Annotated in this window: 20 protein-coding genes, 1 pseudogene and 4 riboswitches; of the genes and pseudogenes, 7 read left to right on the top strand and 14 right to left on the bottom strand. The window is 52.1% G+C overall.

Annotated features, from left to right (window positions below; all coding sequences use genetic code 11):
• Nucleotides 1-84: 84 nt before the first annotated feature.
• Nucleotides 85-2,082, bottom strand: coding sequence for a beta-galactosidase trimerization domain-containing protein (locus tag AC0YN4_RS11765; RefSeq protein ID WP_475835857.1), 1,998 nt, complete (start codon nt 2,080-2,082; stop codon nt 85-87).
• 124 nt (nt 2,083-2,206) lie between these two features.
• On the opposite strand from AC0YN4_RS11765, the gene AC0YN4_RS11760 reads away from it, so the two are divergent.
• From AC0YN4_RS11760 to AC0YN4_RS11750, 3 genes are all read left to right on the top strand, one after another.
• Complete coding sequence (locus AC0YN4_RS11760) at nt 2,207-3,079, top strand: helix-turn-helix domain-containing protein (protein ID WP_475781652.1); 873 nt, start codon at nt 2,207-2,209, stop codon at nt 3,077-3,079.
• 70 nt (nt 3,080-3,149) lie between these two features.
• The gene (locus tag AC0YN4_RS11755; protein WP_475781651.1) at nt 3,150-3,731 is read left to right on the top strand and encodes a DUF1349 domain-containing protein; all 582 of its coding nucleotides are present in this window, start codon (nt 3,150-3,152) and stop codon (nt 3,729-3,731) included.
• Between the two features lie 115 nt (nt 3,732-3,846).
• A complete protein-coding gene (locus AC0YN4_RS11750; protein WP_475835856.1) occupies nt 3,847-4,974 on the top strand; it encodes a sensor histidine kinase in 1,128 nt (375 codons plus the stop codon).
• An 81-nt stretch (nt 4,975-5,055) separates the two neighbouring features.
• On the opposite strand, the gene AC0YN4_RS11745 is transcribed toward AC0YN4_RS11750, so the two are convergent.
• Complete coding sequence (locus tag AC0YN4_RS11745) at nt 5,056-5,610, bottom strand: GNAT family N-acetyltransferase (protein ID WP_475835855.1); 555 nt, start codon at nt 5,608-5,610, stop codon at nt 5,056-5,058.
• 142 nt (nt 5,611-5,752) lie between these two features.
• Nucleotides 5,753-8,170 (bottom strand): alpha-L-rhamnosidase-related protein, encoded by a 2,418-nt coding sequence (locus AC0YN4_RS11740; RefSeq protein ID WP_475835854.1) that lies wholly within the window; start codon nt 8,168-8,170, stop codon nt 5,753-5,755.
• A gap of 311 nt (nt 8,171-8,481) precedes the next feature.
• Here AC0YN4_RS11740 and AC0YN4_RS11735 point away from each other — a divergent pair, with 311 nt between their 5' ends.
• Nucleotides 8,482-9,537: a LacI family DNA-binding transcriptional regulator gene (locus tag AC0YN4_RS11735; RefSeq protein ID WP_475781647.1), complete on the top strand. Its 1,056-nt coding sequence runs from the start codon at nt 8,482-8,484 to the stop codon at nt 9,535-9,537.
• 146 nt (nt 9,538-9,683) lie between these two features.
• Here AC0YN4_RS11735 and AC0YN4_RS11730 read toward each other — a convergent pair whose 3' ends face one another.
• The 6 genes and pseudogenes from AC0YN4_RS11730 to AC0YN4_RS11705 all read right to left on the bottom strand — a co-directional run.
• On the bottom strand, nt 9,684-10,274 hold the full coding sequence (locus tag AC0YN4_RS11730) for a hypothetical protein (RefSeq protein ID WP_475835853.1): 591 nt from the start codon (nt 10,272-10,274) through the stop codon (nt 9,684-9,686).
• A gap of 42 nt (nt 10,275-10,316) precedes the next feature.
• Complete coding sequence (locus AC0YN4_RS11725) at nt 10,317-11,180, bottom strand: lipoate--protein ligase family protein (RefSeq protein ID WP_475781645.1); 864 nt, start codon at nt 11,178-11,180, stop codon at nt 10,317-10,319.
• A gap of 5 nt (nt 11,181-11,185) precedes the next feature.
• A complete protein-coding gene (gene lpdA, locus AC0YN4_RS11720; protein ID WP_475835852.1) occupies nt 11,186-12,613 on the bottom strand; it encodes a dihydrolipoyl dehydrogenase in 1,428 nt (475 codons plus the stop codon).
• Nucleotides 12,610-13,533, bottom strand: a complete 924-nt coding sequence (gene lipA / locus AC0YN4_RS11715) for a lipoyl synthase (protein ID WP_475835851.1) — start codon at nt 13,531-13,533, stop codon at nt 12,610-12,612. Before lipA ends, lpdA begins: the two co-directional genes overlap by 4 nt.
• Entirely contained in the window at nt 13,520-13,912 is a 393-nt protein-coding gene (gene gcvH, locus AC0YN4_RS11710; RefSeq protein WP_475781643.1) for a glycine cleavage system protein GcvH, read from the bottom strand. Before gcvH ends, lipA begins: the two co-directional genes overlap by 14 nt.
• A gap of 40 nt (nt 13,913-13,952) precedes the next feature.
• A pseudogene (locus tag AC0YN4_RS11705) lies at nt 13,953-14,102 on the bottom strand (serine hydroxymethyltransferase); the annotation flags it as partial.
• Between the two features lie 77 nt (nt 14,103-14,179).
• Nucleotides 14,180-14,258: riboswitch (glycine riboswitch) on the bottom strand.
• Between the two features lie 3 nt (nt 14,259-14,261).
• A riboswitch (glycine riboswitch) is annotated at nt 14,262-14,377 on the bottom strand.
• A 148-nt stretch (nt 14,378-14,525) separates the two neighbouring features.
• Nucleotides 14,526-14,629, top strand: a riboswitch (glycine riboswitch).
• Between the two features lie 3 nt (nt 14,630-14,632).
• Nucleotides 14,633-14,730, top strand: a riboswitch (glycine riboswitch).
• A 100-nt stretch (nt 14,731-14,830) separates the two neighbouring features.
• Here AC0YN4_RS11705 and gcvT point away from each other — a divergent pair.
• The 3 genes from gcvT to gcvPB are packed head-to-tail and all read left to right on the top strand — an operon-like array spanning nt 14,831 to nt 18,821.
• The gene (gene gcvT, locus AC0YN4_RS11700; RefSeq protein WP_475781642.1) at nt 14,831-15,940 is read left to right on the top strand and encodes a glycine cleavage system aminomethyltransferase GcvT; all 1,110 of its coding nucleotides are present in this window, start codon (nt 14,831-14,833) and stop codon (nt 15,938-15,940) included.
• 5 nt (nt 15,941-15,945) lie between these two features.
• Nucleotides 15,946-17,301 carry an aminomethyl-transferring glycine dehydrogenase subunit GcvPA gene (gene gcvPA / locus AC0YN4_RS11695; protein ID WP_475781641.1) on the top strand — a complete coding sequence of 452 codons (1,356 nt, stop codon included), beginning with the start codon at nt 15,946-15,948 and terminating at the stop codon, nt 17,299-17,301.
• Between the two features lie 56 nt (nt 17,302-17,357).
• Nucleotides 17,358-18,821: an aminomethyl-transferring glycine dehydrogenase subunit GcvPB gene (gcvPB, locus tag AC0YN4_RS11690; RefSeq protein WP_475781884.1), complete on the top strand. Its 1,464-nt coding sequence runs from the start codon at nt 17,358-17,360 to the stop codon at nt 18,819-18,821.
• Nucleotides 18,822-19,015: 194 nt separating this feature from the next.
• On the opposite strand, the gene AC0YN4_RS11685 is transcribed toward gcvPB, so the two are convergent.
• From AC0YN4_RS11685 to efeB, 5 genes are all read right to left on the bottom strand, one after another.
• Entirely contained in the window at nt 19,016-20,410 is a 1,395-nt protein-coding gene (locus AC0YN4_RS11685; RefSeq protein ID WP_475835850.1) for a hypothetical protein, read from the bottom strand.
• Between the two features lie 75 nt (nt 20,411-20,485).
• Nucleotides 20,486-21,814 (bottom strand): sensor histidine kinase, encoded by a 1,329-nt coding sequence (locus AC0YN4_RS11680; RefSeq protein ID WP_475835849.1) that lies wholly within the window; start codon nt 21,812-21,814, stop codon nt 20,486-20,488.
• Nucleotides 21,807-22,499 carry a response regulator transcription factor gene (locus AC0YN4_RS11675; RefSeq protein ID WP_475781638.1) on the bottom strand — a complete coding sequence of 231 codons (693 nt, stop codon included), beginning with the start codon at nt 22,497-22,499 and terminating at the stop codon, nt 21,807-21,809. The genes AC0YN4_RS11680 and AC0YN4_RS11675 overlap by 8 nt, the downstream gene beginning before the upstream one ends.
• Before the next feature lie 157 nt (nt 22,500-22,656).
• The gene (locus AC0YN4_RS11670) at nt 22,657-24,471 is read right to left on the bottom strand and encodes an FTR1 family iron permease (RefSeq protein ID WP_475835848.1); all 1,815 of its coding nucleotides are present in this window, start codon (nt 24,469-24,471) and stop codon (nt 22,657-22,659) included.
• 17 nt (nt 24,472-24,488) lie between these two features.
• Nucleotides 24,489-25,787: an iron uptake transporter deferrochelatase/peroxidase subunit gene (gene efeB, locus AC0YN4_RS11665; RefSeq protein WP_475781636.1), complete on the bottom strand. Its 1,299-nt coding sequence runs from the start codon at nt 25,785-25,787 to the stop codon at nt 24,489-24,491.
• Nucleotide 25,788 lies beyond the last annotated feature (1 nt).

Raw genomic sequence — 25,788 nt, 5'->3', positions numbered from 1 at the left:
CTTCCATCCTGATTGCCATAAATAGCAAAAAACAGCAGAAACGGTCCAACATAACCCGCTCCTGCTGTATTAGCAACCGTCCGTCTATTTCACGATATCAATCACGACCATCTGATGGCATTCCAGACGCTCCACGGTATAGGTCAACTTCCCGCCTTCCTGCACGAATGGCAGCGCGGTTTGCTGTGGAGCCAAGTAAACACTCTTGACCGCTTCCTGCAATTGCAGGGAAACCGTCGTATCGTAAACAGGCAATATATCCTCTATGATTTCAATGCCATTGCCGCGTTTGACCGGTGTCGCATACAGCAAATGGTTAACATAGCGACCTTCCGCGGGCTGCTGCTGCAGCGTCACAATTCCTTGTGCAGGAAGAGAAGTTTCGATCGTCTTCCTTTCGCCCAGCAATCTATTCAGGGCATAGAGCACCGTTTCTCTCAGAATTAAGCTGCCCTTCGTCCCGTAATCCTCGAACACATTCCAAGCGATATAGATGCCATCCGGACCTTCTGCCATGCCGGGTCCACCATCGCTTCGCGAGCTTGGCGTGTGCTGATGGGAGCAGAATGTGAACACATCCCGGTTAAAATAAGGATCTTCCCGCCGACCAAGCGCAGCAGCGGCGGCGGCGCCTGCACCATCTACAAGCTCAATACGCTGCCCTTTGCCATAGAAAATAAATGCGGCTTTGCCGAGTCCGCCTACTTCAAACGCCGGCCGAAAATAATCCGGCTGGAACGGGTTCTCGCCCAGCCACTTCACACCGAAATCGAGGCCAAATCCACTTCCGTCTTCCTTCAAGCCCGACCGCCCGGTAGCCAGAACCTTACCGCCGTTTGCCAGATAGGACCTAAGACTAGCGGCTAACTTACTGCTTAGCACTACCTCGTCAGGCAAAATAATAACTTTATAGGCGGAGAAGTCCGCTTCCATATCGATAACGTCAAACAGCATTTTTCCTTCCAGCAGCATTCTCACAGCTCCAGCATCGGAATGCCCTGTGAAATCTACCTGCCCCGTAGTCTTGTGAACACCGACAGCTTCCAGCGAGAGCAGCGCTACATCGGCGACATTCACCGTATCCGTGCACCAAGCTTCCTTCTGCTCCACCTCGCGGTAGGCGTGACCAATCAGCTCATAAGTTGCCTCATCCATGACGCCGTCCGGGTGGAGCTGATCGCCGATCGAGCAGCGAGCACCGTTCGCAATGCTGAGAGCAGTTTCATAACGCAATGCGTTGGGATGCTTATAGCCGCCGAATTCCCCCCATGACGTATGGAATTTACCGGTCATGCCCAGATAAGGCATGCCAAGCGTTTGCGAATAGCGCGCCGACAGCGGGAAGTGATCGTACCCCCATCCGCCGGTAGGCAGCGATTCCAGCTCCAGATGGGTGTTCAACTGCGCCAAGTCACGCCGGCCGCGGCGAATATGGCCGCCATTTTGGAAGATGGGCATGCCCGGTTTCAAGCCATGGATAAGTTCCTTCACGGCTCTCCCATAATGAGCGTAGGTTCGTTCGCCAAGCGCCAGCACATCCTCCGCATTGCGCGGATCTTTGCCTTCTCGGCGCAAATCCGCCACGCAATACTGGCAATAGCATTGACGAACGCCAACGATATCCAGGAAGATGCCGTCTGCATCGTAATGGCGAACAACCTCCTCGATTTGCTTCAGCAGCATTTCCAGGTAAGGCGTGTTCATGCAGAACTCATGATAACCGGGCTGCATGAAGTTCTTCACCCAGCTCGTTCTCTCCTCTTGATCTCGGAAGAGCCATTCCGGATGACGTCTGGCCAACTTCTCATCCAGCCCGGCGGAAATATAAACTGGCGTCTTGACGCCGACTTCATGTGCGGCCTCAATCATCGCCCCTAGCAAATCGAACTCCAGACCGGGATGGCGCTCATTGGCGTCGGTCGGGTGATAGGCCCAGCCATGATGACATTTGGAGAACACCGTAATGGAATCGACATGGCCTTTGCGGAGCATGCCTTGGAACTGCTCCTTGGAGAACTGACTGCCAATGCCCGGAATTGCTTCTGAGGTATGAAAATCAAGATGAACCTGTCTGAACCGCATACGCTTCGCCCCTATCCTCGTAGTCAATCTTTCTTCACTATTACATAGTCATTGCGCAGGAGGATAGAGATGGAATAGACTTGTTATAGCACAAAATCGACCTAATAGGAGAGGTGCCTCCAAGATGGAATGTTTGCAGCTTCCAATACCTCCGCTTCCGCAATTCGTAACCATCGGCCATTCCATCTGGCGTCCCGGAAACCAGCATTTCAAGCGGAATTTCCCCATGTATGACATGCTGCTGGTTATTCAAGGCGTCCTTTATATGACCGAGGATGAGCGGCCGTATACGCTTGGTGCAGGTGATCTGCTGCTGCTTGAGCCCGGTCACACTCATGTCGGCCATCGGCCTTGTGAGGAGGACACCGAAATTTATTGGATTCATTTCTACCATCCGCTCCCTGCTGCCTTGCTGACCAGCCAACAAATTTCATGGTCTTCCATTCTTGAACCGGGAACGGATGCCGATTTTCTCCCTCGCAGACAATCGTTATTTCTGCCAAAATGGGCGAATATTGACCCGAAGCCGCTGCTGCCCATACTTCGAGATATGCTGTCGATCCAGCACAAGCTGAATTTAGAAAATGCCGCGCGTCTGCATGGACTACTCGTCCGATTGCTGGAGCAGCTGCAGCAATTAACGATAGAATCGACGAAGCCGTCGCGTTCGCTTACACTAAGCCGCCAGTTGGAGGATTACTTAACCCGCTTCATTAAGGAACCGTTTCACTCGGCTTCCTTAGAGGAACAGTTTCATTTTAACACTGAGTATTTAGCCCGCTGTTTAAAGAAGCACACCGGCAAAACACCTGTCCAATACATCCGTTATTTGAAGATCGAAGAAGCCAAGCGGCTTCTCGCAGCGAGCGAGCTGCCTGTTCCCGTCGTAGCCGAAGCCATCGGCATCGAAGACTACAACTATTTCATTCGTATGTTTAGAGAGACGACCGGCCAGACACCGGGAGACTACCGCAAATCTCGGCAAGGATTAAGCTGAGGGCAGGACATTTCGAATACGGAGAGAATGTAGTTAAGAATTACTTACTTTTATGAAATGAGGGATGAAAGTGGAAGCGAATTTATTGCTGAATCAAGTGCCGGAACAAACCATGCAGTGGATGAATGAACCCCGATACTCGGCGCGTGGCGAGAATGGCGAACTCCTAATTGAGGCCCCGGCGAATGCTGACTTCTATCAAGACCCGGCTGGCAAACACATCGTCAGTTCCGCACCTTTCCTCCATCTGCCGGTTAGCGGTTCTTTCGTGCTTTCAACTCGATTGAGTGCTGTCATGACACACAAATATGATTCGGGCTGTCTCATGCTGATGGTGGACGACCGTAACTGGGCCAAGTTATGTTTCGAATATAACGGTGAATATCCTACTATCGTGTCTGTTGTCACCAAGGAAGGCAGCTCAGACGACTGCAATTCCGAGCGAGTTGATGTGGAGAAGCCGTATTTACGCCTCACACGTGACGGCAACTGCATCTCCTTCCACTATTCGGCGGACGGAGAGCAATGGCGGTTGATTCGGTATTTTGGCATGAACCTGCCTACGACCTGCCTCGCAGGAGTGGTTGCACAATCGCCGCAAGGGACAGGCTGCCTGGTACAGGTTGACGAGCTGTTGCTGATGGAGCAATAATCTACGAGTCAGACGCAATTAACTGGAAATTATATCTTATTGAAGAATATCTTGTATTCGTGCTTAAATAGAATAGACCTTCAAGCATTACCAAACTGAATGATGGAGCCGATACATGAGCGAAATTAAACGTTTTTTTGAAAACTATTCGAACATGATCATCGATGGTTGGATTGATCGATTATTTACCGCCTATCCCGGTCAATATGATCCGGTTCAGCTCCGCATTCAAGGCACGCTTTATTTGGCTCTTATTTCGGATTTTCATATTCCGATCGAGCAGCATCCGGTTTATGTGAATTACAAGGATTGGGTTGAGTTATTATTTCGGCGAAAAGTCCCGATAGCCCATATTAACCAGAGTACTTTATTTTTACGGGAAGCCTTCCTCGAAGCTTTCAATCATTCGGATATCGATCGTACTGAATTCGTTTCGATCATTACCACGATCTTTTCAAGAATTGATACCTTCCAATCTGTCCTCTCCACCTACTTCTGGGAGAATGCTTTTGGGAAAATCGAGCAGCAGGACAAAATGATCGAGGACATGCACACGGATAAGCTTAACCTCATTGGTAAGATGGCCTCCAGCATGGCACACGAGATTCGAAATCCGCTGACATCCATTAAGGGGTTCTTCGTGTTAATTCGCAAATCCCTTGCCCCAAGCGCACTTTCCAGCATCGAGAAATACTTAGATATCATCGATCATGAGTTTCGCAATATTGAAATGCAAATAACCGGCTTCCTCAGCTTCTCGAGAAAACCGATTGCCGAGGAAGACCGTATCCTCACTTCACTTAATGAGCTTGTCGATCAAACGCTGATCCTCGTCAATCCATTGCTGCTCAACGAAAACATCGAGCTCATTCTAGACATGCAGCAGCAGCTCCAAGTGGAGCTTCAGAAGATTGCGATCGTGCAAGTATTCTCTAATTTGCTCAACAATGCGATTGATGCCCTTCGCGAATCAGTAGGGGAGCTCCGTAGAATTACGATACATACCTTTGTCGACGGCTCTTACATCTACATCAGAATCAGTAACACCGGTCCCGAAATTCCGCATGAGATTCAGGCTTCCTTGTTCGATCCTTTCGTCACGAGCAAATCCGACGGCACCGGCCTTGGACTTGCCATCTGCAAACAGATCGTGGAGCGCAACGAAGGCACGATTGCTTTTGACACTACCAGCAGTGAAACGACGTTTACGCTGCGGTTTCCGGCACCTCCGGAGAATGAATAATTACAGGGAAGCTTCTTCCGATTCTTCGTAATCCGGCTTGACTTCCCTTTTCTTTTTTTGAACATCTATATTTGCTGATCCCTATCCTGTCTCGCTTGCCTTCCACTCCGATTTCAACAGACCATATACGAGGTGATCATGATAGTGTCCCTTATTGTATTCGGCCGCTCTAATGATTCCTTCTTGCACGAAGCCAAGGCGCAGAGGAACTGCTTTACTCCTTGCATTATCCTCTCTTACCCGAATCTCGATCCGATTTAATTCCTGCTCCTGAAAGATATGCCGGATAATCGTCTTACACGCCTCCGTCATGAATCCCTTGCCTTGATAATCCGCGCATAACCAATAGCCAATCGACGTCTTCCTATGCTTCCAATTGATATCTTGGATGCTAATATTACCAATGTAGCGATCTTGATAGAAGATCCCGCACGATACGCCGTTGTTTCCTGCGAATCTCTTTAACTCATATTCAATGTACAGCTTCACTTCATCGACGTTTGTCGTCGTGAGCGCCCAAGGTAGAAACTCGCCAATATGCTCTCGGTTCTTCTGAATCGCGGCATAGATTTCATCCGCATGATTGATCTGCAAGATATGTAATTTCAAGTCCGCGTTTATCGAGAAACTGAACAAAGATTCACGCTCCTTCGAAATCGATTACCCTTCTGTTAACGAGGAGATCCACCTTATTTAGTATAACAGGAACTGGAAAATTAGGGATAATAAAAAGAAGATCAACATGTCCATTACAGACATCTCGATCTCCCAAACCCTATCAGCTATTAGCAACAGCATTCCCTGCATATTCGCACTCGATTTCCAATTCCCGTGCTTCAGCAAAGGTGCGCTTCTCACCACTTGGTAGTGTGAGAGTAACCGGAATACCGACTGGACCGTTCACTTGAATGCTGAAGCGGCTGCCTTCTTGCTGCCAGGCTACTTCAACAAGACCATGTGGTGTCGATGTGCTTCCCTTCGCCCAGCTGAGCGGCCCGACGACCGGCGATATCCCGATTTCGGCAAAACCGGGAGTCAGCGGCTTGATGCCGAGTATCTCCGCAGGGAACTCATAGAGGGGCAAAGCGCCCCAGGCATGGCAATCACTGCGTTCTGACACCGGGTCCTCCACCCAAGCAGTCAGATGGAGATCGACTTGTCTGCGCCATGAATCCCATAGCTTGAACGTTTGCTCATACATGCCCGTCATCGCCAGCGCACGGAACAGGTAGTAGGACATCGCCGTCGAGATTTGCGCCAGGTCCGCTCCATCTCCGTCTCCGTCCAGCATCCGCACCGTCAGCGACTTTGCTTCATCACCATTTACCGTTCCTGTGAGTACCGCCCACATCTGCGCATGCTGGCTGTAAGCCTCCACTTCCGGACCGTCACGGAATAGCTGCCGCGATTCCGACCAGCAATGCAGGCGAACTGCTTCTCGCACGGAAGCTGCCCGTTCGCGGTATTCCGCGCCGACTTCGTTTCGTCCGGTCCACTCATTCATCTCTGCCGCTTTAACAAGCGCATCCGCATACATGAGATTGTACACCGTGAGCGGCCCGCGGCGTGCCGCATGGGGCGCGCCGGCATTGTCCTTCCATGCCATCGTCCAATCGACGAACGACCAATACGCAGTCGGCATTTGCCCGACTAATCCGCTATCCTCGCGGCGATTCTCGAACCAGCCGAGCACCGCATCCATCGTCGGACGATAGGCTTTCACAAGCGCAGCATCGCCATAATGGCTGTAATGATCGTACACCATCATGAGCCAGAACAAAGCAAAACCCGGAATGACCTGTCTGTCGACAGATGGATAACGGCTTTGCAGTATGCCGCTTGGCAGCAAGGAGCTGTGGAAGTCGCGAATCGTCTTCCGACCGAGCCTGTCATCACCGCTCACGGAATAGGTAAACAACGCTTGAAGTCGGCTGTCCAGCTCATACTGCATTTGCTCATAGAAAGGGGTGTCTTCATACGTTTCGTGCATACAGCCGCGAAGCGTATTTAAGCTGATTTCCCATAACGGAGCGAATGTAGGATCTGATCCGTCAAAAGCAGCCAATTCCTCCAGCGGATAGCCACTCTGCCGATAATCGATACCAGCCAGCATGACGGGTTCATCTGCGGCTTGAAGCGTCACGCGGATAAACCGAAATCCTCTGCGGTGGATAGGCTCGTACACTTCACTTACAGCGGTACTCGAATTACCTACGCCGGCAAGAGAATAGTAATCCTCGAAGCCATATAATGACTTCCCTTCTTTATCATCACGAATCCCTTTGTTGCGCATGCCGCCTTCGCCCGGCGGGAGCTCATAAGATTCGGCATAAAGCACGGAGGCTTGTGCACCTCTGCCTCCATAGAACTGAACGCGCGGGTATCCGCTTGTCATCTTCGAAGCATCCAGCTCGACGATCAGCTTCTCTCCCGGAGCCAGCACCACGCCGAGCAGCTGCTCCGGCGAGTCGCCTTCACTCCAAGTCCGATCCCCACTCGACGCCTGCATAACGCGAGTAAAAGAACGAAGGGTCTCTTGCATAAACGGAATAGAACGCTCGGTTAGCTGCCAGCGAGTCAACTGACCATACATCCCGTCCATAATCTCGCTGACCACCGCTGCATTCGTCCAACTGCTGTCATCGAAATCAGGAGTCGTGAAGCCGATCGGCAGCTCGCTTCCGTTCACTCGTTCCCCGCCGCCAATAAATAACGTAAATGTCTCCCGCTCGAACGTGAACGCACCGGCGCCAAGACGCAGTGCCTGCCAGCGAGTATCTGTGCTTACATCTTCCAATGTGTTCCCTGATCCATCTACGAGTTGGCCATCCAGCAGGAACGCTCCCATATCTGACCGCCAAACGGAAGCCGGTCCGGTTCGTCCGGCATAGTAAATGACTTGGGCTGCCCATACATTCTCCCCGTCAAGAAGCTTGTCCGTCACATCGATCACTTCATAGTAGTGCGTGTTCATGTCGCCTTTAAGCGGACCGCTTACGAGCGATTCTCCATTCAGCCAGATCCGATAGCGGCTGTCTGCAGAAACGCGTACAGTCAAGCGAACATCCGACTTATCCGAAACGCGAAAGCTCCGGCGAAAATAAGCCAACTGCGGCTCTCGCTCGCCTGCAGCCTGCTCGAGGCCGGGCCGATTCGGCCAGATCCATTTTGCCTGCCAATTAAGGTTCTCTTCCATGCTAGCTCTCCAACTCCTTCTTATAGCTCATGTTCGCCATTCATCTAAGTGAGTTGCCATCAGGCTGTCATCTTCCATTATAAAGAAGATCGATGTTTTCATCAGCAACAATCTCACTGCATCTCATTCGCGAATAATTTATTGATTTAAGCTAATAAATGGATAGATAGATGCGACTCTGGACCCTATATTTCCTGTTTGATCATTCACATGCTGTAGAAACGAATGTTATAATAACCATTACATATGACGAAATTGTTAACCTTCTTTCATTCATTTTTCTAAAATTCGTATTCGACCGGGAGGATAACATGTCAGCTACAATCAAGGATGTAGCGAAGATGGCGGGCGTTGCCGTTTCGACCGTCTCCTACGCACTGAATAACTCGCCTAAGATCAGTGAAGAGACACGCCGTAAAGTCGTTCGGGCCGCTGAGGCACTTAATTTCCGTCCAAGCGGGGCTGCTCGTAATTTGAAGAAACGCAAAAGCGAGACGATCGGACTATTCCTGAACGATCTTGGCGGTCCTTTCTACAGCCAAGTCATTGAAGGCGTCCAAGAAATTGTAGCCTCACATGATTACAATTTGATCGTCTGCAGTACCTATGGCGGCGAGAACAGCTCTGCACATCGTTTCTTAAGAGAAAAATTCGTTGATGGTGCCATCGTTATGGGTACAGCGATCAGCGACAGCCTCATTCTTCAAGTAGCGTCGGAATCTTTCCCCATTGTCGTTCTGGATAGAGAGTTACGTGGAGATTATGTACATAATGTCCTCATTACCAATGAGCAAGGCGGTTATGATGCAGTCACGCATCTGATCAAGCTGGGACGGCGCAATATTGAGTTTCTGAGCGGACCGACGGCTGCCTTCGATAATACGCAGCGATACGAGGGCTACAAACGCGCCTTGCTCGAACATGACCTGCCCGTCCCCAAGCGGATTGCGATGCACGGCCGATTCCTCGAAGCCGGCGGTTATCAAGCGGTCAAGCTCCTAATAGCAAGCAAACGGCTGCCGGATGCGATATTCGCAGCTAATGATGAGATGGCGATTGGCGCCATTCGAGCCTTGCACGAAGCAGGGCTTCGTGTACCTGAAGATATTGCGATAGTCGGATTCGACAACATTAATCTCGCCCCGCTAATCAGGCCTGCTTTGTCGACAATCGGCCATTCCAAATTTGAGGTTGGCGCCATTGCCACCCAGCTCGTCTTTAATGCTCGCAAGGAAGAGGACGTCATTATCCTGCCTACCCAGCTTATTGCCAGGCAGTCTTGCGGTTTCTCAGGCGGCGTAAGTGAACAGGATCATGACAATTTGGTCGCGTCCATCCTTCATGTCGGCGGACGAACGAATCATTAACACTAGGTCGCTTTATTCAGAAGAGATCTGTTGCATTTCCTTAACGCGCGATCCGACAAATACGAATGAAGCCCGCGGAAATCCGCGGGCTTCATTCTGTAAATACGCTTGTCAATCGAAATCTGCTCCCTCTTCGTCTGTTCTGCTTACTCCCAAGAACGATCCCAGCTAATTTTGGATATGAATATGAAACAGACAGCAAGCAGACAGAACGCGCAGCCGTTAACCAGCCGCATGAGTCCGATATGAAAGCTTCCCCATTGCACAATCGCGAATAGCGCCGAGATTGCGAAGCCGCTGGCAAGGCCTAGTAGCCGCGAACTGACCATTTTATGATTGAATCCGTCAGGGAGCCCTTGCAGCTGAACCTCAGCCTTCTCGGAAGACACGCCAAGATTCACCACCGCAAAGCCGAAGCCTGCGCAGGACACCGCAAAGGTGATGACGGATGAGTCGCTGCCGCCCCAAGATAGTAGACAAATCGACGCGAACATGCATAGCAACAATCCAATAGGGATGGAAGACCAAGCTGATCGAGCGAGCATATTATCCGGAATGTAGGCTCCAACACATAGCATGATGCCGGTAATGAGGTTCAAACCTATCGAAATCGGAGATAGGTTGAAGCCCTCCGATAGCGCATACCCCGCAGAAACAAATAGTACCGTGCAGAAGAAATGGGAGGCGAAAAGCGCGATTAGAAGCCGGCGATGCCGCGGTCCATGCAGATTAGTCATAGCTGAATGCCGTCGTATAGGCTTCATCCGATCATCCTCCGTTTATCTTCGAAGATTCCAACCGTCAGCGCCATATTTATCTACCGCAAGCCGGTTGGCCAATTCCGTTTCAAACTCCGTTAAGGCGCCGTAGATGAGTTCGGTTTCCAGACCTTGAGCAAATCCGATGCGAAAAGCTTCTTCCACATCCGAAATCATTAGCGGCAGCTCCCCTTTCCGGCGCAGACAGGTATTTATCGCGACTGCTTTGCGCTCGAATACTTTTTTCATCAGCCTTTTTTCCGTCTCGTCGTCGAAACGCAAAACATCGTATAACAGGTCAGCATCCAGTTCAATAAGGACGGAGCCGTGCTGGAGGATGACTCCTTTGGTTCGCATTTGTGCGCTTCCCGCGATTTTTTTGCCTTCAACGACAAGCTCATACTTGGAAGGAGCATCGAAACAGGCAGCCGACATCACCTTTCCTCTCGAAGCACTGCACGTGGATGGATCCGCGATAACATCAGCCTCAAAGTCTTCCATACCCGACATGTTCGCGGCTAAACCTAACTCGCGAAAGCCAAACAGCAGTCCCATGCTGAGCACGCGATAGGCTTCAACTACGCTGCTCGGAATGCCGGGATAATTCTCGGAGACGATGAGGCTATAGGTGAGCTCTTGATCGTGAAGCACCGCGCGTCCGCCGGTTGCCCGCCGGACGAAGCCGAGGCCATGCTTGTGCAAAGCATCAAAGTCAACCTCTTCGGCAGCCTTCTGGAAACAGCCAATGGACAATGTCGCAGGACTCCAGCCGTAGAATCGAACGGTTGGCGGTACAAGTCCCCGTTCATGAGCAACGACGATCGCTTCATCGATTGCCATGTTCTCTGCCGGCGTCCGATTCCCCGTGTGTACGAACCTCCACATCGCAGTCACATCCCCAGAGCCAGGTTGTCGGCCTCGAGCATGGCTTCGCCGATAATTTCGGAGAGCGTCGGATGCGGATGAATCATTCGGCCGATATGCATCGAAGTTGCCTTCAACAGCTGCGCAAGCGATGCTTCGCCGATGAAGTCCGTCACATGCGGTCCGATCATGTGAACGCCAAGGACATCACCGGTATTCTCGTCCGCAACAACTTTAACAAAGCCGTCGGAGTCGCCTAAAACCAGCGCTTTGCCAATCGCCTTGAACGAAAACTTGCCTATTTTGACCGAATGCCCGTTTTCAACCGCAGCCTGCTCAGATAGTCCGACACTAGCAAGCTCGGGACGGCTGTATATGCATTTCGGAACGGAGACAGCCTCAGGCGAATGAGCGTCAAGACCGCAGATGCTCTCTGCCGCCACCAGTCCTTCATGACTAGCAACATGAGCGAGCTGCAAACCGCCGACGACATCGCCGATTGCATAGACATGGGGATCGTTCGTCCGCATCGATCGGTCAACGGCGATGACCCCCTGCTCGATCCGCGCCTCCGTTCGTTCGAGACCGAAGCCTTCAATATTCGCCGCTCGTCCAACAGAAACAAGCATACGATCTGCCATAAGCGTCTCGATCTTGCCTCCCCGCGAGACCTGCAAGATCACGCCTCCATCGTCCGCCAGAACGCTGTCCGGAAGCAGCATTGCGCCTGTCAACGTTTTGATCCTGCGTTTCGTGAACAGACGCGCCAGTTCGCGGGACAAGTCCTCATCCTCTGTTGGCACGATCCGATCTGCCGCTTCGACGATTGTTACTTGCGCGCCGAAATCGTTCAACATCGAAGCCCATTCAACGCCAATGACGCCGCCTCCGACGATTACAATCGAAGCCGGGACGGCTTCCATGGCAAGTGCTTCATCACTGCTCATAATCCGCTCGTTTACCGGCAACCCGGGGATACGACGGGGACGTGATCCCGTAGCCACAATGAGGTCACGATAGCCGATGCTTATTGGTGGTTCACCTTCCGCTTTGCCGCTGCCTTTTACTTCTATAACGCCATTGCGATCGCTCGTAATTGCAGTATTTGCAATCATACCCATGCCTTCATAGACATCGATCTTGTTCTTATTCATCAGGAAACGCACACCGCTTTCGAGCCGCTCAACGATACTATCCTTGCGCGCTAGCACACCACTGTAATCAAGTTCTACCCCGTGCACGCGGATGCCGAAGCTTGAGCTGCGCTTCATGGTCTCATAGAGCTCCGCGCTGCGCAGCAGCGCTTTGCTGGGAATGCAGCCCTTATGCAGACAAGTGCCGCCCAGCTTCTCTTTCTCGACCAGCGCAATGCGTTTGCCCAACTGGGCAGCTCGGATGGCGGCTACATAACCGCCGGGGCCGCCACCCAAAATAACGATATCATAGTCGTTCATAGTAACACTCCCCCTGCGGCACTGGCTGTCTTCGCGCGCTCGACTTGTTCGCGGGCGTGATAGGAACTTCGGACGAGCGGCCCTGCCTCGACATGGGCGAAGCCAAGCGCAAGTCCCGCCTGCTTGAGTACTTCGAATTCCGTTGGATGATAATAGCGAACGACATCCATATGCTTGGAAGTCGGCTGCAAATACTGCCCAATCGTCAAAATATCGCATCCGGCTTCTCGCAAATCACGCATGGCTTCAATAAGTTCTTCCTGCTCCTCCCCTAGCCCGACCATCAATCCGGATTTCGTCGTCTGACTAGGACGGAGTTCTTTGGCCATGCGCAGCACGGACAATGAACGGTCATATTTGGCCTTTGCACGCACTTTGTCCGAAAGCCGTCTCACCGTCTCGAGATTGTGATTCAGCACGTCCGGCTTCGCCTCCAGCAAGGCAGCGAGCCGGTTGGCGTCACCGCCGAAATCCGGAATTAGCACTTCGATGCTCGTTAGCGGGTTTTCCAAGCGCACAGCCACAATGGTCGCAGCAAACATCGCTGCACCGTGATCATTCAGATCGTCACGGGCGACGGAAGTGATGACGACATGCGCAAGTCCCATCTCGTTGACGGATTGCGCCACATGCCGGGGCTCCTCCAGATCGAGCTCTGTCGGCTGGCCCGAGTTTACGGCGCAGAACCGACAGGCGCGCGTGCAGATTCTCCCCAAAATCATGAATGTTGCCGTCCGCTGACTCCAACACTCGAATATATTCGGGCATTTCGCCTCCTCGCACACCGTGTGCAGCTGGCGGCCGCGCATCATCGATTTGATCTCTTGGTATCCGTCTCCTGTATGAAGCGATATTTTCAGCCACTCCGGCTTGCGTTCCCTAGGCTTCGGCATCTTGCGCACCTCCTTATTTGGATGCAACGAACGCCGCGTATCGCTCAGCGCTCCAAAGCGCGGCCACCACTTCCGCCGCTTCGCCCTCCACCTCGACCTCGATAATCCAGCCTTCTCCGTACGGGTCCTCGTTCACTTTTTGCGGTTCGTCCAGCAATTCCTCGTTCACTTTCACGACAGTTCCGCTAACAGGGCTGAACAGATCGGATACTGTCTTTACCGACTCGATCGTCCCCATCGGCTCGTTCGCCTCAAGCGTTACCCCCACTTCCGGGAATTCCACGAACACAATGTCGCCTAACTGACATTGCGCAAAATCCGAAATCCCAATTCGAATGATGGCTCCTCGCGCCTCAGCCCATTCATGCTCCTCTGTATATCCCAATCCTGCTCTCACTTCACTCATGTTCAACATCCTTTCCGTTATATGGTAGGTAATTGCGGTTATCCGTCTCTTGCGATTCCTGCAGCGTCCAGGCGTTATTGAGGATCATTGCTGCATATGCTTTAAAAGAAGGATTTATCGCCTCGCCGAAGCATACGGCCTTAGCCGCAATGATATGCATAAGCGGTCCGCCTTGAATGCTTGGAAAAATAAATGTATAACCCCGCTCCCTCCTTTAATGCCGGTAAAGCAATAAAAAGAGACAGAGAACCGGCTATTCGCCAAGTTCTCTGTCCCGGGTACCTGAGAGTTTAAACGGTTCAAGAACCGCTCTTACCCCTTTGGTGGCTATTCGCTCTCTCCAGAGTTGCGTCGAATGGCGGTACGTTTACCTGAGAGATTAATCTTCAGCCGGCCGGCCGTCGACTTGCTCCTTCGGTGCCTCCAGAGCGATTCGCTCCTTCAGTCTCTCCCTGCCATCGTCAACCGCTTATTCGGTTGTTGATGCGTTTAGCTTAAATCAGAATTATTATTCATGTCAATATATCTAACAAAATATTAACATCATAAATACTTATGTTGACAAAACCTATCATTACTGTGTAAGAATAGAGGATAACAACTAAATATGCGGATGATGATAATGGGAGAGATCGCCAACAAGCAAGATTCCGGCGGCGCCGAAGGAGTAAACCTCACATAGGTGAATCTCTCAGGCAAAAGGACCTTTATCGGACGCGCCTCTGGAGAGCATCCCGTTCGCGGGATCACCCACGGGGAAACTTATGTCCCTTCTTTTCTTACGGACATAGGGTAACTCTCAGGTACAAAGGACAGAGCAAAAAGGAAACGCAGGCAGCTTCGGCTGAGAATGCGCTGTCCTTTTTGCTGCTGTCCTTCTTTGCGTTACGATCACGAATTCGAGGAGGAGAGTTAAGAATGGCCGATTTGAAAAGAACCCCGTTGTACCCGCTCTATGCCGCTCATCCGGAGGTCCGCTGCATTGATTTCGGCGGATGGGAGCTGCCCGTCCAGTTCTCCGGCATACAGAAAGAACACGACGCTGTTCGGCAGCGCGCCGGTCTATTCGATGTCTCCCATATGGGAGAATTCAAGGTGACAGGCCTATTCGCGGAGCGCTTCTTGCAGCTGTTGACGACGAATGACGTCACTAAGCTCGCCGACGGCCAAGCGCAATACACACTCATGTGTTATCCGGATGGAGGCGTCGTCGACGACTTGCTTGTCTATCGGATCACGGCCGATCAGTTCATGGTCGTCGTGAACGCTTCGAACATCGATAAAGATTACGAATGGATGCGAGATCATTTAATCGGGGATGTCCTGCTCGAGAATATCTCCGATAAGCTGGCCCTTCTCGCCTTGCAGGGACCATCAGCCGCTGCTATCATGGCTGCCGCCGGCGCCGATGCCGACATCCTCGAACTCCCTTCTTTCCGATTCGCAACAAGCACCTCACTCGCGGGAGTGAATGCGTTAATTTCGCGAACCGGCTACACGGGCGAGGATGGTTTCGAACTATATGTTCAGGCAGGCCGAGCCGGCGACGTCTGGAAAAGCCTGCTCACAGCCGGCGAACCGTTCGGCTTAATCCCTTCCGGACTCGGCGCTCGTGACACTTTACGCTTTGAGGCGCGTTTGCCGCTATACGGTCAAGAGCTCTCGAACACCATCACGCCTCTTGAGGCCGGAGTCAGCTTCTTCGTCAAGCTCGACAAAGAGGACTTTATCGGCCGAGAAGCGCTGGTCAAGCAGAAGGAAGAGGGACTGTCCCGCAAGCTTGTCGGCATCGAGCTGATTGACCGCGGCATCCCCCGCTCGCATTATCCTGTCTACGGAAACGGTACATTAATCGGAACCGTCACGACAGGCACACAATCGCCGACGCTGAAGCGTAACCTCGGCCTCGCTTTGATCGATGCGAACTTTGCCGCTCTCGGCACCGAACTGACAGTTGAAATTCGCGGTAAACAGTTAAAGGCGAAAGTCATAAAGACCCCATTTTATAAAAGACTTCCTAAGGAGTGAAATTCATGGCTAATTTACACCGCTACATTCCCGTAACCGATCAAGACCAATCCGATATGCTCGCAACGATCGGCGCAGCATCGATCGAAGAGCTGTTCCGAGACATTCCGGAATCCATTCGTTACCGCGGTACGATGCCGATGTCCTCCGCGCTCGACGAGTTCTCCCTGCTTGAGCATATGAAGGAGCTTGCCGGCCGCAACGCCGACACCGACCGTTACAAAAGCTTTCTTGGTGCGGGAATCTATGATCACCACTTGCCTGTCGTTATCAATCATATGATCTCTCGCTCTGAATTTTATACGGCTTATACGCCTTACCAGCCGGAGATCAGCCAAGGCGAGCTTCAAGCCATCTTCGAGTTCCAATCGTACATTTGCGAGTTGACTGGCATGGCTGTCGCAAACGCAAGTATGTATGACGGCGTTACCGCCTTAGCCGAAGCAGGCGCCTTGGCTGCAGGAGCAACGAAGCGAAACCGGATCGTCATCTCGCGCACCGTCCATCCGGAAGCCCGAGAGATGGTCCGCACAATGGCGCGCGGCCTAAACCTGGACATTGTCGAAGTAGGCTATGCGAACGGCGTTACAGATCTGAACGCCCTACAGGCAGCCGTAGACGACAAGACCGCAGCCGTGCTTGTGCAATCACCGAATTTCTTCGGCGCAGTCGAGGATCTGGCCGCCATCGAGCCAATCATTCACCATGTTAAAGGACTGCTTGTCGTTAGCAGCAATCCCATGTCGCTCGGTTTGCTGGAGACACCGGGTAAGCTCGGAAGCGACATTGTCGTCGGCGATGCGCAGCCGCTTGGCATCTCGCAATCGCTCGGAGGACCGACCTGCGGCTTCTTCGCCGTCACTGAGCCGCTGATGCGGCGAATGCCGGGTAGGATTGTCGGCCAGACCACGGATATCGACGGAAAGCGCGGCTTTGTTCTGACGCTGCAAGCTCGGGAGCAGCATATAAGGCGGGAGAAAGCGACGTCCAACATCTGCTCGAATCAAGCATTGCTTGCTCTATGTGCTTCGATCTACTTGTCGACGATGGGCAAAGAGGGCTTGCGCGAGGCCGCTAACTTGAATTTACAGAAAGCCCATTATACAGCCGATCAGTTTGCAAAACGCGGCTTCGAACTCCCCTTCTCCGCTCCGTTCTTTAATGAATTTGTCGTGAAGCTGCCGACCAACGTTTCCGTAAAGGAAGCGAATCTGAAGCTGCTTGCAGCCGGCTTCCTCGGTGGCTGCGATCTTGCGTTTGCCTATCCGGAGCTGCAAGGACATATGTTAATTGCTGTGACGGAGAAACGTACGCGCGCGGAAATCGATAACTTTGTCATGAGACTGGAGGAAATGGCATGACTACGCATTTAAATGATGGTGATTCTACCATTGCTCTACAGAACGATATGAGGAACATGTCTTTGAAACCGGCCAAATCGCTGATATTCGAGCTCAGCAAACCAGGGCGCGTCGCTTATTCCCTCCCGCCTTGCGACGTACCCGAATCGGATCCTTCTGCCTTCATTCCTGCCGCAATGCTAAGACAAACGCCTGCACAGCTTCCCGAGGTTTACGAGGTCGACGTAATCCGTCATTACACCGAGCTGTCCCGGCGCAATTTCGGCGTCGATAACGGCTTTTATCCGCTCGGCTCCTGTACGATGAAGTATAATCCGAAAATCAACGAAGACACCGCTCGTTTCGCGGGCTTCGCTAAGATTCATCCCTATCAGCCGGAAGAGAGCATCCAAGGCGCACTCGAGCTGATGTATGTGCTTCAGAACGACCTGGCTGCACTGACCGGCATGGATCAGGTTACACTTCAGCCGGCTGCAGGCGCACATGGCGAATGGACCGGGCTCATGATGATTCGCGCTTATCATGAGAGCCGCGGCGATGTGCGCACCAAAGTGATCGTTCCGGACTCCTCGCACGGAACGAATCCTGCCAGTGCCACCGTCGCAGGCTTCGAAACCATCACAATCAAATCGAATGAGCACGGCATGGTTGACCTAGGCGCGCTGCGCTCGGCTGTCGGCAAGGATACCGCCGCGCTCATGCTCACAAATCCGAGCACCCTCGGCCTGTTCGAGGAACAGATCGTTGAGATCGCAGAGATTATCCACGAGGCTGGCGGTCTGCTCTATTACGACGGAGCGAATTCGAATGCGATCATGGGCATCACCAGACCCGGCGACATGGGGTTTGACGTTGTCCACCTTAATTTGCACAAGACGATGAGCACGCCGCATGGCGGCGGCGGCCCGGGAGCCGGCCCTGTCGGCGTGAAGAGCACGCTCATCCCGTTTCTGCCCAAACCTCTTGCAGCCAGACGCGATGACGGCACCTATTACTTTGACTACGACCGTCCTGAATCAATCGGCCGGGTCAAAGCGTTCTACGGCAACTTCGGCATTCTTGTACGGGCCTATACGTATATTCGGACTTATGGACCGGAAGGACTCCGCCGTGTCTCGGAATGCGCGGTTCTAAATGCCAACTATATGATGCACCGGCTCGCTCCTCATTTCGAGCTTCCTTACCCCGGCGTCTGTAAGCATGAGTTCGTTATGTCGGGCCGCGGCCTGAAGGAGTACGGCGTCCGCACGTTAGACGTAGCCAAGCGGCTGCTCGACTTCGGTTACCATCCGCCAACCATCTATTTTCCGCTCAACGTCGAGGAATGTATCATGATCGAACCGACCGAAACAGAGAGTAAAGAGACACTCGACGGGTTTATTGATACGATGATCCAAATTGCCGAAGAAGCACGCACGAATCCAGCCATTGTACTAGGCGCACCTTATAATACCGTCGTACGCCGACTGGACGAGACGACTGCCGCCCGCAAACCGGTTCTCAACTGCGCGTGCAGCTAATCAGCAGCGCATAGGACAAAACCGATGGGTGTAAAGCTAAGCCAATAACGAAAAAAGCTTAATCCGATCTCTTCTAAAAGATTGGATTAAGCTTTCATTTCTATTTCAAGCTAGTTTTTGTCGTTCCTTCTCGACGCGCGCCGATCATAAAGACTGCAGCATCTGCAGCTCCTATGTTTTACTTGGGTGTCGATCTATTTTTTCTGATCTGGACTCAAGCTTAGCTTCTCATCGACAAACTTATCGACGAACGCACGAGCATCCTTCTTTTCCTGATCGGCTTCTGCTTGCGTTAGTTGTTTCTTATCCACAAGCTTCTTCAGCTGCTCTTGTACATCAATAAGCAGAGCATCGATAAGCTGCTGACGAGTAAATCCTTTGTCTTGAGCGATTTCGGTAAGTGATTTACCGGAATTCACAAGCTTCTCAAGTGCGGCTTTATCCAGCCCAAGGAACACAATCGCTGCTTTTATATTGAGACCATACTTGTCATCCGACATTTGCTTATTCAGAGGCTCATTTACAATCCGATCCGCCTCGAAGCTGATCTTCTTCTTCCTATTGCTCTTGTCTTCATCCGTCAGTTTCCCGGAGTCGTCAGGAGTTGGCAGGCCGCTCATGAGCTGATTAGTCACTTCATCGATAATCGACTGAATCGCGATCCCTTTCTCTTTCGCAAGATCAGCGAGCGATTTGCCCGCATTGGCTGCCTTCACATAGGCTTCTTTATCTAGACCGAGCTTCGTTATTGCAATTTGGGCTACGTCGACGCCTACCCCGCCGTGATCCTCTTTATAAACTCGTTCACGCTTAGCCGCCTTCAGCTGTTCAGCCAATGGCTCGGATACAATCCGCTTCGCCTCAAGGCCAACCTTCTTCGTAATCTTGCTCTTCTCCTCAGCGGTCAACTGCTCAGAATCTTTGGGTTTCTGAATACCTGCCAGCAGCTGTTTAGTCAATTCGTCGATAATCGGCTGAATCGCGATCCCTTTCTCTTTCGCAAGATCGGTGAGTGATTTGCCATCTTTGACTGCTTTCTCGAAGGCAGCTTTGTCCAGACCGAGCTTCGTCATGGCCAATTCAGCGATGTCGGTTCCGATGCCGCCATGCTCTTCGATATATACCGCATTGCGCTTGTCATCCTTCAACTGCTCAGACAGCGGCACGGTGACGACCCGATTCACTTCGGTAGTGACTTTCAGATTAATATTGTTCTTCTCCTCGTCCGTAAGGTTCTCTTCGGAGCTTCGGGACTTCTGTATCTCTGCCACCAGCTGTGCAGTCAATTCGTCGATAATCGGCTGAATCGCGATCCCTTTCTCTTTCGCAAGATCGGTGAGTGATTTGCCATCTTTAGCCGCAGCCTCGATAGCCGCCTGATCCAGCCCGAGCTTCTTCACCGCGATGTCGAGTACGTCAATTCTTGCATCCTTACGTTCCGATTTGACACCGCTTTTGTTGATCGAAATCACATGATACTTCTTGTCCGGGTTCTTCTGGCTTGCCCCATCCGCTGCCGCATAGGCCGATACCGGAATCGCTACAGCCAGTGCAATGGCCGCTCCGGCCAACTTCCATTTCTTGTTCATGTTGATGATAACCTCCTGTACCTTAATTCCGCCCATCGGCGGTTACAATACTGATTCTATCGATACATTCTGAAACTAATCTGAAACGTTTGGCATCGTCACGCGAAATGTAGTGCCAACCTCCGGTTCACTCCACACCTGCAATCTTCCTCTGTGCGACAGTACAATTTGCTTCGCGATGGCAAGCCCGAGTCCTGTTCCTTCCGATCGGCGAGAACGCGCTTGATCTAAACGATAAAACCGCTCGAATATGCCGGTTAAATGCTCCTTCGCAATGCCGATGCCGGTATCGGTTACCGTGATTGCGGCTTCATCCGGCCCGCTTTTGATAGCAACGGTTACTGTGCCCCCTGACCGATTGTACTGAATCGCATTCTCCGCCAGAATGAACATTAGCTGCCTGATTCGCACCTCATCGCCGCAAAATTTCCTCTCCACCGTCTCGGAGCTTTCCGCTATATGCAAGCGCACCTGCTTTCCCTGCGCAATCGGCTCCAGCTGTTCCAGGACTTGCAGAACCATGCTGCGCAAGGAGAAAGGCCGCTTCATTATTTCAATCCGTCCGTTCTCGCTGCGCGCAAGCGTCAGCAAATTATCGACAAGTCGGATCAATTGATGAATTTCTTTGCCGGATTTGACGAGTACATTCCGGTAAAACTCCGGCAGCGTCTCTCGCTGTTCATTAAGCACCTCCACAGAGGACCTTAATATGCTCAGCGGAGTACGCAGTTCATGGGATGCATCTGCCGTGAATTGCTCCTGGCGCCGGTAAGCATTGAATATCGGAACCATTGCCCGGCCTGCCAGCAAGTAGCCGGCGGCGGCTCCAGCGAGCAGCATAACGAGGGCAAAGCCTGCGAACGCCCATCTCAATTGAACAAGGAGGGCGACGTCGCTTGTCACCTCCTGCGCCACGATCACTCGATATTCATCTCCTGTTGAGGCGTTGATCGTCAGCCCCCCAATACGAAACGTTCTTCCATCAGAGCGCACATTGTGATACTTTTCATCTGGCTTGCTTAACAAACTCGGAAGCAGCGGCAGAATGGGAAAGTTACTTGCAATAAGACTGCCATTCTTACCTCCTGGAGATTGAAGCAGAATTTCCCCTTGGGCCGAAACAAGCCAAGTCATCTGATTGAGTTGCAGCCCCGTCGGCGAGAAAGCCTCGTTAAGCTTCTTGTCATTCATATTTTGGTCAAACAGTACAGCCGCTTTCGGAGAATCCAGCAGTTGTTGAAGATCCTTGGCGTACTGATGACTAAGTGACCGCAGCTGGTTATTCTCCGTCGACGTAAGGATATATTGGACCATCCAATGCGCGAAGAAGACGGTAAGGAGAAGAATAATTCCGATCGTGATTGAGAATTGCCGCGTCAGCTTGGTCTGCGTTCTTTTAAACATGATGCTCCCCGCCGTTCTGCGAGAGTCGGTAGCCTGCGCCGTAAACGCTGTGAATGCATTTATGCTCGTACGGCCCGTCCACTTTCTTGCGAAGCAGCTTGACCGTGGAATCCACTGTATTCAGTGTTACCTCTGCTCCCACACCCCAGACTTGATCCAGCAGCTGCTCGCGCGACAGCACCTGCCCTTCATGCCGCATCAAGCAGATAAGCAGCTGAAATTCACGCCGGGTTAACGTAATCGCTGCTCCACCGCGCGTCACTTCGAATCGATTCAGATGGGCAACCAGCTCGCCAACTCGCAAGGAATCGGATTGAATAACACGTTCTTGTCGTCGGAACAACGCCAGAAGCCGCGCTTCTAATTCTTCGAACGCAAATGGCTTGATCATATAATCGTCTGCACCTGCGAGTAATCCTTCTACCCGATCCTGCACCGCGTCCCGCGCCGTAAGCAGCAGAATCGGCGTATGGTCATCCTTCTTCCGAGCTGCACGAATCAGATCCATACCCGTTGCACCGGGAAGCATCCAATCCAGCACATAGACGTCATATCGGCCGGGAGCCATCGCTTGACGCGCTTCTGCACCATCCTTCATCCAATCCACAACATGATAACGCCGCAGCAGTTGATGCTCTGTCAGCTCCCCCAGCGTCTCATCGTCCTCCGCAAACAATATCCGCAACGTCTGTTCCTCCTATGTAAACGTAAACCTTTATCATTGTCGAAAATATAGCTCCCATCATTATACCTGCAAAAGATGAAAGAATTCTGAAAAAGCCATAACGAAAAAAGCTTAATCCGATATCCCCTTTCAGGAATTGGATTAAGCTTTTTCAAGTTTATTTCAAGCTGGTTTTAGTTGTTCCTTCTCGGCGAGCACCGATGATAAAGTCGGAACTATAACGAATAAGCAAATATAGAAGCAGCGCAGCTTGCGGAATGACCGTTTCAAGTGTCGGGTAGATGCCAAGGACATTCACCGAGATGCTTCTCGAAATGGAATGCGCCGGCACCCAGGTTGCGACTTGAAGCGAATGAATGCTCTCGCCGATGAACCGGAACACCAGTACATAGATGAACGCCGAAGCCGTGAAGAAGAACGGGCGAAGCGGCAGCTTCACGCTGTACTTAATCATCAGCACAGCAAGAATTAGAAGCAATACCAATGCCACAGCGATCCCCAGCAGCATTTGCACCGGTTCGATAGACGAGGCCATGCCGACGTAGAATATAGCCGTTTCCGCGCCTTCTCGGAAGATGGAAAGTCCCGATACGACAAACAAGGACCATAAGCTGCCTCGTGCCAAGGCACCTCCGACCTGCTTATCGATAAAGGCATTCCAAGCGCGTATATTGGACTTCTTATGCAGCCAATTTCCGACCAGCAGCATGAAGAGAACGGCGGCGAGCCCGCTTAAGCCTTCAATCTTCTCACGCATCGTGCCTGACATCGCCTGCGAAACCGCATAGGTCAGTACTACTGCCATAATTGCGCTCAGCAGCAGCCCCGCGCCTGCACCGCCCCAGATCCATTTACGTTTATCCGCATGACCGGCTTTATTCAGATATGATATAAGGGCAGCCAAGACTAGAATAGCCTCGAACCCTTCTCTGAGCAAAATAGCTCCTGCATCGAAAGCGTTGTAACTCGCCTCCTCCAGCATCGGTGCCAATTGTTCCTTCATGCCTGCGATGATCTCGCCGGCTTTCTCTGTCTCGGGAGGCTCGGACACCAGGTAGCCTGCAGCTTCTGTCATCCGATTCTCGATATCGCGATAAACAGTGGCTGATCGCAGCTGGACTTCTCCTTCTACGCTCGGCCACATGCGAATGAAAGCTTGCATCTGTCCGTTCGATTCCGCAGCATGACCTGCCTTCGCATCCGCCTCCGCTTGATTCAGCACTTCAAAAGCATCTGTTAGCGTTAAACTCGTATCTGCTGCTGTCTTGGCAATCTTCCCTGACGAATAATCCTTGACCTGCTGCAGCAAAGCAGCGGTTTCCGCTTCGGCTTGCGCTGCGCGCGGAGGGTCCGAGCGAAGCGCAATCCGAATCATGCTCATGCTCGTCTCAAGTGAGCCATAAACGATGACGTTGTCGCCTCGAATCGGCTGCTCGATCTTCTTCCAGCCGCTGTCGATCTGTCTGTAATCCGCATTCGCTGCAGACCAGGACGCTTCCTTAATGTGCGTAGTCAACTGTTCCAATAGAGGGATCAACGTCGCTGCTGCATCAGGGCCGGTCATTTGCGTCTTGCCGCTGGATGCCTTCGCATAGGCATTGACGGCCTTTGCTGCTGCTGCCAATGCTTTCTTCGCTGCAGCAGGATCTTCTTTCGCTGCAGCCACAGCTATATTGGCATGAGCCAGTGCAGAATTCACATTCGCGGCCAGATCCGAATTCTCCGCCTGAACGCCTTCCCAAAGTTGACTCGCCTCTGTGAATGCGTCCTGTGCCTCCGTAAACTTCTCTTGACCGATATCTACAAGCGCTTCGCCGATCAAAGGAAGCACTCGTTCGACCGGCGATTGTTCAACAGCCGCGATAGCTGTACTTCCCAGTGGAAGCCACAGCATAAGCGCAATAAGCACAATAGGGAGCAAACTTGCTCCCCGTTTCATCTCATGCATGAGTATACTAAACTTCGACTTCATCTTTATTCCCCTTCCGCTCACAGCAGCGTCTCTCCAATATAGCCGCCTTTGCGGACACCGGGGAAACAAGCGAATATCGCGCTCCCGTGGTGAAGGATATATTCGTTCAGCTTGTCGGTTGCAAGCCGCTGCTGCATGGGAATGAACTGTTTGGCAATATCGCGTTGATAGCTGATGAACAGAAGGCCCGCATCCAATTGTCCGGTCACCTTATCGAGACCGCTAGAATACGAATAGGAGCGCCGAAGAATCCGAATCGAACTGTCTCCTCTTGCAAGGCGTACGTGGGCATCCATCGGAATGATCGGGTTCCCCTTCTCATCCTTCGCCGCAAGATCGAGCTTATCCGTTTCCTTCTGACTACCAATCGGTGCTCCGCTGTGCCGATGTCGGCCGAACGTGTCTTCTTGATCCTTCAGCGTCGAACGGTCCCATACTTCAACGCGTATCCGAATACGTCTTACCACCATGTAGCTTCCCCCTGCCATCCAAGGAGCGCCATCGCCTGCCCCAGCCCAGACGACCTCTTTCATCGTCTGCGCATCATGAATATCGGGATTGCCGGTACCATCCTTGAACCCCATGAGATTTCGCGGTGTCGCGCCAGACGGATCCGCTTGGCCGGTACGTTGAAAGCCCTCCTGCGTCCACCGAAGAACTGCCTTCCCTCGCGCTATGCGGGCGAGGTTGCGTATAGCATGGAAAGCAACCTGCAGATCATTCGCACAAACTTGCACGCCGATATCTCCGCCTGTCCATTCCTCACGGAGCGCATCCCCGTTAAAGAGCGGCAGCTCAGCGAAGCTCGCCGGACGTTTCCCCGCAAGACCGAATCGTTCATCAAAGAAGCTTGGCCCTACCCCAAACGTAATCGTCGTTCGAGAAGGATTCAGTCCGGCGGCTTCCCCCGTATCCGTAGGCGGTACATGCTCATTCTCATGAACGGGCTCTCCGACTAATTGTCCACGAGTCATTGCGCCGGAAGCTTCCGTCCACTTCTTGAACAGCTCGCGTACATCCGCAACATCCGTCGTCCGCAAATCAAATGCGGCAAAACAAATAAAATCCTGTGAAGGCGTTGCAATGCCCGCTTGATTCGTACCGTAGAACGAAACAATATCATCTTCGGACTGTGTAGTTTCGTTGCCGCGCAGACGACTGCTTGCTTCCAGCAATCCGCCGGTTCCGAGGCCGCCCAGCAGAAGTCCGGCTCCGCCGATACCGGCCATCTTGAGCAGATCGCGCCGGCTAACTGGTTTTTTCCAAATTCCGCTTTGTCCGTCTTCCGGACGGTTCTTCTTCTCCTGGTCCTTCATC

The organism is Paenibacillus sp. J22R3, assembly GCF_056269305.1.
This window is presented reverse-complemented; position numbering and strand designations above follow the sequence as displayed.